Raw genomic sequence first — 13,910 nt, forward strand, 5'->3', positions numbered from 1 at the left:
AATACATTTTGGACAACTCCATGTTATTTGCCACTTTATTCCAAAAATACCTCGAAAACAGGTGCTCACCGGATGAAGTGGACCAGCTCATGGTCTTTTTAAAAGATGATGCATATAAACAATATGCAGATGAATTGATTGAGGGGCAAACTGCCGCTCAATTGGATAACAAACGGCCGGTCGACATGGCCATCATGGAGAAACTGGAGCTACGCTTACAGGCGATATTGGAAGCAGAAACGCCGGTAATACCGGTACGCCAAAATCATTTCTTTCGACGCAACAGATGGTGGGTAGCGGCAGCGGCTATTATACTCCTGGCAGGTGCAGGTGCCTGGTTATGGTTGAGCCGTTCACCTGAAAAAGCAGTGTTGGTACAGGTTAAGCCCGAAAGCCATTTAAAAAATGATGTAACACCGGGCGGCAATAAAGCGGTGCTTACGCTTGCCAACGGCGCTACCATTATTCTTGATGATGCAGCAAATGGACAAGTTGCTCAACAAGGCAAGACAACTATCAAAAAAATAAACGATGGACAATTAATATATGCAGCATCAAACTCCCCCTCCACCGGAGGGGACAGGGGGGAGGCCGTTTATAATACACTGGCCACGCCCCGTGGCGGACAGTACCAACTGGTATTGCCCGATGGAAGCACCGTATGGCTGAACGCTGCATCGTCTATCCGGTATCCCACTGCTTTTGAAGGCAATGAAAGAAAGGTAGAAATAACGGGCGAGGCATATTTTGAAGTAAAACCCCTAACCTCTAAAGGGGAACGGGAAAAAATGCCCTTTGTAGTAAAAATTGTAACTCCTGATGGTAATGGGGGAGAGGTAAGAGTGCTCGGCACCCACTTTAACATCAACGCTTATAATGACGAACCAGCAATAAAAACAACATTACTCGAAGGTTCGGTAAAGGTTATAAAGGATGCGGCATCAGCTATATTAAAACCTAATGAACAGGTATCAATATCCCAATCATCCCATCTATCCCACCCCATCCCAGTGGAGACAGAAGAAGTAATGGCATGGAAGAACGGGGCTTTCCAGTTTGCCGGAGCCGACATACAAACCGTGATGCGGCAAATCAGCCGCTGGTACGATGTTGAAGTGGAATACAAAGGAAATATATCACTGCATTTCGCTGGTACAATGTCGAGGAACGTGAATATATCACAGGTGCTCGAAATGCTCGAAAAAGCAGGGGGTGTAAAAATTTCAGTACAAGGGAAAAAAATAACCTTGATGCCCTGATTTAAAGTTCCGGGCTCATTTTAAGATAGTGTAGGCTCAAAGGAAAACCGGGCTCCGTTGGCGCGGAACCCGGCAAGTAGCCTGGGCCAACCATTTACAATCATAGAAGGACTGCTTTTCTTCTCCCGATAATCATCGGGAAAAGGAGTAAACATTGTTTAACCCAAACTAAAACAAAAGTATGCTTTTTAGGGATCTATGTAAACCATTGCCCCTGGGCAAATGGGACCTAACCAAAACTTTGCGGATTATGAAACTAACCGCTATTTTAATGATTGCCGGTTTAATGCAGGTAAGCGCCAATGGAATTTCCCAAACCGTTACGCTTTCCAAAAAACAGGTGCCACTGGTTACCGTATTCAAAGAAATACAAAAACAAACAGGGTACCGGTTCTTTTATGCCCTCGAGCTGCTTGAAAATACCGGCAAAGTAGACATCGATGTAAAGAATGCATCCCTGCAGGAAACGCTCGACAAATGCCTGGCCAACCAACCGCTTGCTTACAGTATTGTTGAAAAACATGTGGTCATTCAGCTTAAAGTGGTAAAACCGGTTACTGTTGAACGGTATACAAGGACCATAAAGGGAATTGTAAAAGATGCAGAAGGTAAACCGGTGATCGGCGCCAACATAATGGTAAAAAATACCACTAAGGGCGTCAGTACTAATGGCGCAGGACTGTTTTCGATTCCTGTAGAAGATAACGAAGTGTTGATTATTTCTGCTGTAGGCTATGAAACCCTTGAAGTGTCTGTAGGCAAAGATGAAACATTGAACATTGTGCTGGAATTGTCGAAAAAAAGTTTAAACGAGGTAGTGGTGATAGGTTATGGCTCGCAAAAAGTTGGTAACCTCACCGGAGCTATATCAAATATTTCTTCAAAAGCGCTGGAAAGCAGGCCGCTTGTTAATCTGGGTCAGGGTTTGGAGGGCACTATCCCGGGATTGAATGTGAATTTGAATAATGGCGCACCGGGACAAGGGGCTACATTCAATATCAGGGGAACCGGTACATTGAGCGGTGACAATGCGGCTCCTTTGGTATTGGTTGATGGCGTGGTAATGGACCCCAATCTCATCAGTCCCGATGACGTGGCTGATGTAACAGTGTTGAAGGATGCTGCTTCGGCCGCTATTTACGGGGGCAGGGGAGCATTTGGAGTGATATTGATTACTACAAAAAAGGGTCGGCCAAATGGCATGAAAATAAGCTATTCGGGAAACTACACATGGTCGCGCCCCACCAGAATGCCTGATTACCTCAACGGGCCTGAATACATCAATATGTTCAGAGCCTCGCAAAGAAATTCTTCCGGCGGTACATATCAGTCCTATACCGACCAGGATTCTATACTGGCATTGAAGTATTATAATGACCCCGCCAATAATTCAGATGTATACGTTGACCCTAATAACCCTAATCTTTACCGTTATGTAGGCAATACCAACTGGATAAAAGAATTGTATCCCGGATGGGAACCTATGATGAATCATAACTTATCGGTGTCGGGGGGAGAAGGGAAAACAACTTATATGGCGAGCGTCGGTTATTATAATCAGAAAGGTTTATTAAAGCAGGCAAACCAGGAATTTAACCGGTATAATGCAACGCTTAAAGTGAATACCAAAGCCACTTCCTGGCTGGAGTTTAATTTTAAAACAGCGCTCAATCATACCGACCTGAATACGCCGAACGGCACTAAATTCAATGATGGCACTTCGCAAACATTTGCGTTTATTCCTACCGACCTTAAACCTATAATGCCGGTTTACCATCCCGATGGCCATTTTTCAGGACAGGGAAGCTTCACCAATATGTTTGCTTTGATGAGCCTGAATGGCCGGCAGAAATATACGATCAACGATCTCTGGCTTTCAGGAGGCGTTGTTATTAAACCGGTAGACCATGTACGGATTGTGGCAGATTATACCTGGAACACTTATAACTATAATAAAACACAACATTATAAGGCATTTAGTGAATATGGCGCCAATGGGGTGCTTCTGGACACCTACCCATGGACAACGCCCAGCCGTTTGCTTCAAACCAACAGCAACGATAGCTATTATGCATTGAATGGTTATATTGAATATGAAAATGTTTTCGCATCAAAACATTACGTAAAGGCAATGGCGGGATATAACGAGGAGTTGAAACAAAACAGGAATTTCTCCGTAACCGCCAAAAACCTCATCGATCCCACGCTACCCAGCCTGGTACCCAATTATGATCCCGCACCAACTGTTGGTGCAGCTCAATCGCAATGGGCTGTGAGCGGCTCTTTTTTCCGATTGAATTATTTCTACGACAACAAATACCTGCTCGAAGTGAATGGCCGCTACGACGGCACTTCACGCTTCCCCCGCGGCAACCGTTATATTTTTGCACCTTCTATATCGGGCGGATGGCGGATATCGCAGGAAAAGTTTTTTGCCCCGCTTACGAAATATGTGAACCAGTTAAAGGTCAGGGCATCCTACGGTACATTGGGCAACCAGGCAACCAGCACTCCATATCCCTATATTGCTACTATGCCCGTTGGGCAAACGGGATATGTTTTCGACAATAACCTTACCAGTCCTTATGTAGGCGCACCCGCATTGGTTAATGCCAATTTTACCTGGGAAAAAGTAACCACTTTTGATTTAGGGCTCGATGCTTCGCTGCTCGATAGCAGGTTAAATATTTCATTTGACCGCTATACCCGTACCACAAGAGACATGCTGGTGGGTTCCTTTCCCTTGCCGGCAGTGTTGGGTACAGCACCACCTTCGCGCAATGCAGCTGAACTAAAAACAAAAGGATGGGAGCTGAACCTCGGCTGGAAAGACAACATAATACATGATCTTCATTATAGTGTGGCATTTAACCTTTCTGATTATACTTCCACCATCACTAAATATGATCTCAATCCAACCGGCCTTTTAAGTGATTATTACGTGGGACGTAAATTCGGAGAAACCTGGGGTTATACAACAGATGGCTTTTTTCAATCGCAGGAAGAAGTTCAAAAATCACCTTCTCAAAACGGGCTCGGTTATAGCCGGTGGGTGCCTGGTGATATTAAATACCACGATCTGAATGGCGATGGGAAAATAGATGTGGGCAACAATACGGTATCCAACCCCGGCGACCAGCGCATCATCGGCAATACTACACCCCGCTACAGGTTTGGCCTGAACCTGTCGGCCGAATATAAAGGATTTGATATGACCGTTTTTTTTCAGGGTGTGCTTAAAAGAGATTATTGGTTAGGCGGTTCCTATTTCTGGGCATTCGCGGATGATGAATGGTCGGTTCCCATGCAATACCACATGAATAGCTGGACGCCGCAGAACACAAATGCCTATTACCCGTTGGCTCAGTTTGGCGCATGGTGGGATCATCAAACACAAACAAAGTATAAACAGAACGCTGCTTATACCCGCCTGAAGCAGGCCACTATCGGTTATTCGGTACCGGGTGCTTTGCTAAAAAAGTATAAAATCGATCGCGTAAGGGTATATGTTACCGGTCAGAACCTTTTTGAAATGACCAAACTGCACAAAGCCTTTGATCCTGAATTGCTGGATGCCACTGCGTATCCGCTAAGCCGGGCAGTTACATTCGGACTGCAGCTTGGACTGTAATTTCTTAATCTCAAACATTTCCTGATCATGAAAGCGATAATATCGATATCAATACTTTCAATAATAATCTTCAGTGCCTGCAAAAGAGAAGACTTTCTCGACAGGTTTCCGCAGGATGCTATAAGTGAGCCTACTTATTTTAAAAATGAGAACGACCTGAAACTGTACATAAATCAGTTTTATGATTCTTTGCCGGTGCAAAGCCCTTCGTGGCAAGGCCTTTACAATGATTTTAATTCAGACAATTTTGTACCCGGGGCAATCAACCAGTTTTTGGCAGGCCAGGTTACCGTACCGCCAAGTGGTGGCGGCTGGGCAACGGGAAACTGGGCCAATATCCGAAATATAAATTACTTTTTGCAACGCTACAACCGGGCAGAAATAGACAATGCTATAAAGATTATATATGCCGGTGAAGGCCGTTTTTTCAGGGCGTTATTTTACTGGCAAAAGGTACAACGGTTCGGTGCAGTTCCCTGGCTTTCAACAGACCTTACCGATACTTCTCTGGCAAAATTGTACGGGCCACGCCTGCCTCATAAAGTAATAATGGATTCTGTGCTGGCCGATCTCAACTTTGCAGTTGCCAATACAGCGGATGCCACCAATACACAGTTCGCGGGGCGCATTACCAAAGATGTAGCACAGGCATTGAAATCGAGGATTTGTTTATGGGAAGGCACTTATCGAAAATATTGGGGATTGGGCGACGAACAAACCTGGTTGCGCGAAGCTGTTACCGCATCTGAAGCGTTGATAAACAGCGGACGTTATCTGATTTATAAAACAGGCAACCCTGCAACAGACTATTACAATTTATTTATTCAGGAAGAATTAAAAGGTAATAAAGAAGCCATCCTGGCCAGGCGATATATTAAAGACGTGAACATGCAAAGCACTACACGCGATATTTCAAATGTATGGCCGGCGCTGAGCAAAAACTTTGTTCGTTCTTTTTTATGCAGCGATGGATTGCCCACTTCATTAAGCCCTTTATATAAAGGCGATGATTCTTTAGATGCAGAGCTGATTAACCGCGACCCGCGGTTTACCCAAATTATTGCTACACGCGGTTTTTCTTTTAAGAATAATGCCGATGGTTCTAAAGACCTGATGACGCTACCGCGCATTCCATCGATAGTAACAGGCTATGGTGCTGTTAAAGCGTATAGCCCTGATCCCGCACAATGGAATATTAACCAGAGTACACTCGACCTGTTTATTTTTCGCTATGCAGAGGTTTTACTCAACTATGCCGAAGCAAAAGCAGAGCTTGGAGAAGCTGATCAAACAGTAATTGACAAAACGATTAATAAAATACGCGACAGGGTTGGCATGACGCCTATGGTGATTGCCTCTTTGGTGAAAGATCCCAAATCGGATTTTCCTTCCCTATCGGTATTGCTTGATGAAATAAGACGGGAAAGAAGGATCGAACTGGTTGGTGAAGGATTTCGCTATGATGACCTTGTAAGATGGAAAGCTGGTAAACTGATTGAAAACCCCGAAACAATATTGGGTATGAAGCTAACGCCGGCTATACGCGCACAATATCCCGCTGCACAAATCAGCAGCATACAGGTGGATGCCAATAATTATATCAGGGTATATACAAATATTACAGCAAGAACATGGAACGATAAGCTATACCTGTATCCCTTGCCAACTGATCAGCTGACGCTCAACCCTGCGTTGTTGCCACAGAATCCCGGTTGGTAACAAATGGGTTTGATAGTAAACAGTAATGCTTATTAAAAAAGAGAACAAATGAAAAAATCAATAATAAATACTTTATGCTGCTGCCTCATTATGGCAATGGGCAGTTGTAAAAAAGATAAAACGTTTTCAAAAGAGAGTGGGGATGTTAAAATTTATATGTCGCAGGCGGTAGGCAGCAATGCCGATAATAATGGATACACCACAATATCTGTTGTAACCAGGGCAACCGGGCAGGCTGATAGTTTGTTCCCATTTGATGTAAATGCCTATTTTGGCGGCTCAGGATACCAGCATGCACCGGGTGATGTGGAAATAACCTTTAAAGTTGATTATTCAAAATGGGATTCTATCAATGCGGCAAGAACAGGTGCAGGTTTGCCTGTATTTGAGAAAATACCCGACAGCGTATTTATTTTTCCAACAGCTACGGCTGTTATTAAAGCCGGCAATAATATCAGCGATAATATTTCATTTAAAATAAGCTCGAAAAAGTTACAGAAAGATCATAATTATATGATACCCGTTGGGATCGCCGGTGTTGGCAACGGGTATGAAATAAATACACAAAAAAGCACTGCCTTTTTTATTGTAAAAGCCGAAGATCCTTCTCTTGACCGTACTAACTGGAGCATTTATGAATTCGACTCGGAGGAAGCTTCAGGTGAAGGTCCCAATAACGGGCGCGCTGTATTTGTTTTAGATGGCAATACAAGTACCTTCTGGACAAGTCAATGGGATGGGTTCGAACCTCCCTTACCGCATCATGTCTCCATCAATATGAATGCAACTATATCGCTAAACGGTGTTTCTGTAACACGCCGGCAAAACGTAACCAATGGTTCACCGAGAGCATTTAATGTTGATGTAAGCACCGACGGTACCACCTGGAAACCCGCAGGGAATTATGAGCTGGCGGCTGTAAATCCAAAACAGTTTTTTCTGTTTGCCACGCCAATGACTGCAAAATATTTCAGAATAACGGTTACCACTGTATGGGGTGTTGCGAATTCAACGTTCCTGTCAGAAATAGGAGCTTTTTAAGCCGTTGACCATTTAAAAATATTGGTAAAAGGCTTTCCCGCTGTTAGCGGGAAGGCCTTTTTATTTTTAGTTTCAGCAACGCTTATCATATGTGAGGCTTCACGAAAATGTATAATCGCCTGATAAGCAGAATATGGGTGGTGCGCAGTAAAAGTTGTGCACATCAGGAAAAGTATATTTTGCTAAACGCATACCTTTCGGTAAACCTCAACCTATGACCCAATCATTTACCTTATCTATGAAAAGGGCAACAACGCTGTTGCCCCTGCTTCTGCTGTGCTTCATAACGTCGATGACTCAGGTAACATGGCCTTCCGGTCAGTTACTACCTTCTTTTCCGTCACCGGCATCAACCCAGGATTTAATTACATTGAGGGAAACGGCTTCTCAGTGGGAAGGCGAAGGTCCGTATCTGAGCCACAAAACCGGACGGTTGGAAACCGACGGCTGGCTTTGCCAAACCGGAATAGATGCGGCCAATGATCATATGATTTACGGGCCATATGATGCCAGCATACCGGCCGGACCGAATGTAGCCGAATTTCGGATGAAGACCGACAACAATACCGCCAATAACGACGCGGTGGTGGATATTGATGTAAGGGATGCTACCACCGGCGTGATACTTGCCTCGCAAACGATTACCCGTTTGCAGTTTCCGGTTGCGGGCAGCTATACCAGCTTTACATTACCGTTTACCATGCCGGCAGATAATCATTCCATCGAGTTGCGCGTATACTGGCGGGGAGCGGCCTATACAAAGGTAGACTGGGTTAGTGTTCAGCAAAATATTTCCGCTGCCGAAATGTACCTGTTTGCTTCGCTGAAAGGAATTGTGAACAGAACACAGCCACGCATCTTTTCGTATGAAGGAGATGCCTATGCAGAAGGACAATATACCTGGCTGCAGTCATTGGGTTTGGGCTGGTCGATACCTGCAGATAAATGGGATCTTATTACAAAATATCGCAGCGATATTTCCGGCTTAATTGTTTACGACCCAGCGCAGATTCACACCGTTAATCTGGCAACAGTGCTTGCCAAAGACCGCAACGCGCTTATTGCTTCTCCCTCCTTACTATCAAAGTTAACTTCTGCGCCCTATAATTTACCCGTGTTGCTCGATTTACGCGGCCAGTTCACCAGCAAGCTGCAGATATATCAAACACTCTATAATACTTACTGGCCCAACCTTGACCATCGGTTACTGATCGGGTTAAATCCCGAAGCGCACAAGGCTGCATTACGCGAATACGCTACGGCGGTAGGCGCTGCGGTGGTATGGCTTGATCCGGCTGTTGCCGATGAAAGTGCCTTGCTAAACAATTTTCTATCCTCCATGCCGGCCGGCTCCAATTACATGGGTTGGTGGACCGATGAAGGAACGGGTGTAGAAAGAGCATCCGAATACGGTATCGCAACTATTGCAAGTGATTATTGCAGCAATTTAACGGTTCATAGTGGTATGCCCCGGACTGTAAATATTAAACCCATACCGGCAAAACCGGCATTGCAGAATAAGATATATGTAGCCTTCGTATTAAGTGATGGCGACAATTTGCAGTATGTTGAGCACCTGATGCGCAAGTTGTGGAATAATGCCGATCGCGGCTCGGTGCCCATGGGATGGACGCTTTCGCCAGCCATGGTGGATGCCATGCCCGGTGCATTGAACTACTTTCACCAAACAGCTACTGATAACGACAACCTGATCTCGGGACCTTCCGGCTACGGGTATACTTACCCTAACATCTGGCCGAATCAAAATGCATTAAACCAGTTTATTTATAAAACCAACAACTACAATCGCAGGGCTGGTATCAGGGTTGTTACCGTTTGGAATACCATTACCGGCGGCATTAACCAAAGCGTGGGCCAAACCTACGCCGCGCAGGCGCCGTCATTGCTGGGCGTTACGGCACAAAATACAGGTGGTGGATTGACCATCTATAATAACAGCCTTCCGGGGATGGCGTTTTCCTGTAACTATTGTGGCAGTGAACAGGACATGAAAGATGCCATTGCGTCTGCAGCTTCGGGATGGAGTGGTACGGAGCCCAGGTTCATCATCATTCAGGCGCAACCCTGGAAAGATATTAAGCCAACCAATTTTAAGAACGTAGCCAGTTCACTCGGTTCAAACTATGTAGTGGTACGTCCTGATCATTTTTTTCAGTTGATCAGGGAAGCCAATGGGCTGCCGGTAGATCCCGCTCCTGCAGGCGTAGATATTACCGACCTCGGCGGGACCATCAGTGCACAATACCAAACAGGTTCTCCTCCGGCTGAAGAATATACTAACCTGATCGATAACAATATCAATACCAAGTATCTCACATTTAATGCTTCGGGTTTTATACAATACCAGGCGCTGGCAAGCTATGTAGTAACAGGTTATTCCATCACCTCTGCCAATGATTACCCCGAGCGGGATCCTTTGAGCTGGACATTGCAGGGATCGAACGACGGCAGCAACTGGACAACGATCGACAGCCGCCCGAACGAAGATTTTCCGAACCGTTTTCAAACGAGGAATTTCAGCTTCAGTAACAGTACCGGTTACACGTTTTACCGGTTCAATATGAACAACAACAGCGGAACGATTCTTCAACTGGCCGAGATTGAATTGTTCGGAACACCTGCAACTGCCGGGTTAATGATAACCGGAATTATTCCTTCATTCAATTCAATACAATGAAAACTAACAAGCACCTTATCACAAAATGGCTGATAGCGTTCATGCTGTCAGTTCCTTTCCTTTTAAAACCCGGTCGTACCTGTGCGCAGAGCTGGAGCGCCAACTGGGTATGGACTTCTGATGCGGGACCCAATAATACCTGGTTATCGTTTCGAAAAAAAGTAACCCTCAGCGCACAGCCCTCCAAAGCCATCACAAGAATTGCGGCGGAAAACAAGTATTGGCTGTACGTGAACGATAACCTCGTGGTGAAAGACGGCGGCCTCGATATACGCCCCGACCTTAACAATACCTATTATGACGAAGTAGATTTGGCGCCTTACCTGAAAAGTGGAGAAAATACCATAGCAGTGCTGGTATGGTACAAAGGAGGCTCACCCGGTTATTCGCAACGTACGGCAAGCAATGGCGGCTTTTTATTTCAGGCCGGTATCGAAGGCGCAACGCCCGCTACCATTGTATCTGACAACAGCTGGAAGGTGAAGCTTAATCCTGCTTTTAACCGGGGTACTTTCAACTTCAAATACGGTGTAAGCGGCACCATTACATTCAACAACGCCACTTTCCTCGATCCGCTTCCCAACGTAGTGAAGTCGGGATATTACAGAGTAACGGGAAGTGGCAATCCCTGGACCTTATGCGCCGCTGAAGGACAGTCGTTCACACTGCCAGGTGTATGCGATGTGGCCTATGGTTCCGAAAACAACCAGCTAAAGCCCGCCGGCGATTATAAATGGGTAGCATGGCCGGTGAGCTATGATGCCTCAAACGCCATGCAGGGCTGGCAGGCAGCGGGCTATGATGATAGTAATTGGGGATACGCTGTAAACAAAGGCTTGCCGCCTGCAGCGCCCTGGAATACATTGATGCCGCGCACGATTCCTTTTTGGAAAGATTACGGATTGACTTCTTATAGCAATGCATATCCTTCAACCATCAGTTCAAACGCTACTATAACCGAAAACCTGGGTATTAACATTCAGGGAACACCGTACCTGAAGGTGGATGCACCGGCAGGCGTGAAGATCAGGATCACACTGAATGATTTTTACTTTCAGGAATACATTACGAAGCAGGGGGTACAGGAGTTTGAGTGTTTGGCCTGGCAGAACTCGAGTAATCACACAGTAACCTACGATTTCTCGAATGTTACAGGCACCGTCTCCATCCTGGATCTGAAGTTCAGGCAAACGAGCTACAACACTGAAGTACGCGGCAGCTTTACCTGCAATGACGCCTCGCTCAATTCACTATGGACAAAATGTAAAAATACTTCGCGGGTGTGCATGCGCGATATTTATTATGACTGCCCCAACCGGGAGCGCGGCCAGTGGTGGGGCGATGTTTCGGAACAGATATTGTATTCGTTTTACCTGTATGATGAAAATGCCAACCTGCTTACCAAAAAAGGATTCAGAGAACTGTTCAATACACAAAAAACAGACGGCTCGTTGTACACAACAGCGCCGGGAACGGCATTTGGCCTGCCCGATCAAAACATGGCTGCTGCAGCAATGTTGTGGAAGTACTACCGGTACACCGGTGATGCGGCCCTGCTGCAGGAAGTTTATCCGAAGGCCAAAAAGTTCATTGATTATTGCGCATCCACTGCCAACAGTGATGGCATGCTGATACTGCAACACAGCCCGGGTAATAGCTTGTGGAACTGGATCGACTGGGGCAGCAATAAAGATATTGTAGAAGGAAGCGCCAACACTGTATGCAATGCATTATACATTGTATTGCTCGACGCCATGATCAACATAGCCGATGTGATGGGGGCTTCATCCGACAAAGCCAATTATCAAACATTGCAGAATAAGGTAAAAGCAAATTTCAACACCTATTTCTGGAACAGTTCTGCAAATGCTTATGTATTCCACAGAAATAACGGCGTTCAATCATCGGTCATTGACGACAGAAGCAATGCCTGGGCAGTGCTGGCCGGCATGGCAGACCTTGCAAAGAGACCGGGTGTGTTAGCGGTGCTGAAGAACAGGAACGACGCAAGCCCCTACCAGGAAATGTATATTGAAATGGCGATGTCGATGCTGAGTCCCGGTGATGCATTGACAAGAATGCGCACCCGGTATGCCGACATGATCAACAGTACATCTTCGACTCTATGGGAAGAGTTTCCTGCAGCTAACAGCAACAATCACGCCTGGAGCGCCGGGCCGTTGTACCAGCTGAGCGCCTGGGTGCTGGGAATTCAACCTTCACGGCCGGGGTATAGTGAATTTATTTTTCAGCCCCAGGTGACCGATCTCACCAGCATTTCTGCAATAGTACCTTCGGTTAAAGGTGATATCACAGCCTCCTATACCCGGGGCAGCGGTGTGTTTACACAGTCACTGACCAATCCGGCAAATACGTTAGGTATTGTGGCGGTACCCAAAGGTATGCTTGCTGCAGGTGTGAAGGAGATCGATGTCAATGGCACCGCTGTATGGGTGAATGGTGCTACCACTGGTACCGTAACAGGCGTAACGTTTATGTTTGAAGACAACGCTTACATTTGGTTCAATGTTCAGCCCGGCTCATGGACTTTCAACGCTTACTCCCAAACAAGCGCTAATCCACCTGCTGTGTTGTACCTCGATTGTAATTTTACCGGAAAGGCCGTTGCCCTGCCTGTAGGTAATTACAGTTTGCCTGATCTGATAGCGCGCGGTATACCCAACGATTCTGTATCTTCTCTCAAGGTAATGAACGGATATCGGGCCATATTGTACTGGGATACCGATTTTGGCGGCAGTTCACTGATAAAAACAGCCGATGATAGTTGCCTCGTAAACGATGGATGGAACGATGCGCTGAGCTCTGTTTCCATACAACCCATCACCACTAAGATCGAAGCAGAAACTTATTCTAACTCTTCCGGCGTAATTTCAGAAAGCTGTTCGGAAGGCACACTGAATGTAGGTGCCATCGACATGGGCGACTGGATGGCATACAGCAACATTGTTGTTCCACAAACCGGCACCTACCTGGTAGAGTACCGCGTATCAAGTTTGAACGGTGGTGGAAAACTTACGTTGGATATCAATGCGGGCAGCGCTGTGCTCGATACGCTGGATATTCCTTCTACCGGAGGCTGGCAGAACTGGCAAACGCTTTCGGGAACATTTTACCTCACAAAAGGAACCTACAACTTTGGTCTTTATGCACAAACAGGCGGATGGAACATCAACTGGTTTGCATTCACACCGGTAGATGTAACAGCTACTGCACGTACAACTGCCGGGGTGCATGCAGGTGAACAGGAGACTGCAGTTAATGATAAAGCGGCTGTAAAAATATTTCCTAACCCGGCCAGCAATATACTTACCGTATACCCCGGTAATTCGGGTTACAGGTATCTGTATATAACCAATGCAAGCGGGCATACCGTTATAACGAAGACGCTGTCGCAGAATGCTTCTTCTGTAACGATCAATGTAAGCGGTTTAAGCAAAGGTGTTTATTATGCATTGCTTAAAGGAGGCCGAAACGGCGATGTGGTTAAAAAAGTGGTGATAGAATAAGATCAGGCATTATAAATTGAAAAGGGTACTTATCT

General features: G+C 45.8%; 6 protein-coding genes. All 6 read left to right on the forward strand.

All coding sequences use genetic code 11. The features are described from left to right. Positions 1-8: 8 nt before the first annotated feature. On the forward strand, positions 9-1,259 hold the full coding sequence (locus AC59IL_RS06000) for a FecR family protein (protein WP_496551190.1): 1,251 nt from the start codon (positions 9-11) through the stop codon (positions 1,257-1,259). Between the two features lie 250 nt (positions 1,260-1,509). Further along, positions 1,510-4,890: a TonB-dependent receptor gene (locus tag AC59IL_RS06005; protein WP_496551191.1), complete on the forward strand. Its 3,381-nt coding sequence runs from the start codon at positions 1,510-1,512 to the stop codon at positions 4,888-4,890. A gap of 27 nt (positions 4,891-4,917) precedes the next feature. Beyond that, a complete protein-coding gene (locus tag AC59IL_RS06010) occupies positions 4,918-6,609 on the forward strand; it encodes a RagB/SusD family nutrient uptake outer membrane protein (RefSeq protein ID WP_496551192.1) in 1,692 nt (563 codons plus the stop codon). 48 nt (positions 6,610-6,657) lie between these two features. Then, positions 6,658-7,650: a discoidin domain-containing protein gene (locus AC59IL_RS06015; protein WP_496551193.1), complete on the forward strand. Its 993-nt coding sequence runs from the start codon at positions 6,658-6,660 to the stop codon at positions 7,648-7,650. Between the two features lie 214 nt (positions 7,651-7,864). After that, entirely contained in the window at positions 7,865-10,348 is a 2,484-nt protein-coding gene (locus AC59IL_RS06020) for a discoidin domain-containing protein (protein WP_496551194.1), read from the forward strand. Next, entirely contained in the window at positions 10,345-13,875 is a 3,531-nt protein-coding gene (locus AC59IL_RS06025; RefSeq protein ID WP_496551195.1) for an alpha-L-rhamnosidase-related protein, read from the forward strand. Before AC59IL_RS06020 ends, AC59IL_RS06025 begins: the two co-directional genes overlap by 4 nt. The last annotated feature ends 35 nt before the right edge of the window (positions 13,876-13,910 follow it).

It is taken from the genome of Niastella sp. sgz303648 (assembly GCF_059587045.1).

Excerpts from the sequence above, each read along its gene's own strand:
- AC59IL_RS06020 (WP_496551194.1), top strand. The coding sequence starts at position 7,865 with ATGACCCAATCATTTACCTTATCTATGAAAAGGGCAACAACGCTGTTG.
- AC59IL_RS06015 (WP_496551193.1), top strand. The coding sequence starts at position 6,658 with ATGAAAAAATCAATAATAAATACTTTATGCTGCTGCCTCATTATGGCA.
- AC59IL_RS06025 (WP_496551195.1), top strand. The coding sequence starts at position 10,345 with ATGAAAACTAACAAGCACCTTATCACAAAATGGCTGATAGCGTTCATG.
- AC59IL_RS06005 (WP_496551191.1), top strand. The coding sequence starts at position 1,510 with ATGAAACTAACCGCTATTTTAATGATTGCCGGTTTAATGCAGGTAAGC.
- AC59IL_RS06010 (WP_496551192.1), top strand. The coding sequence starts at position 4,918 with ATGAAAGCGATAATATCGATATCAATACTTTCAATAATAATCTTCAGT.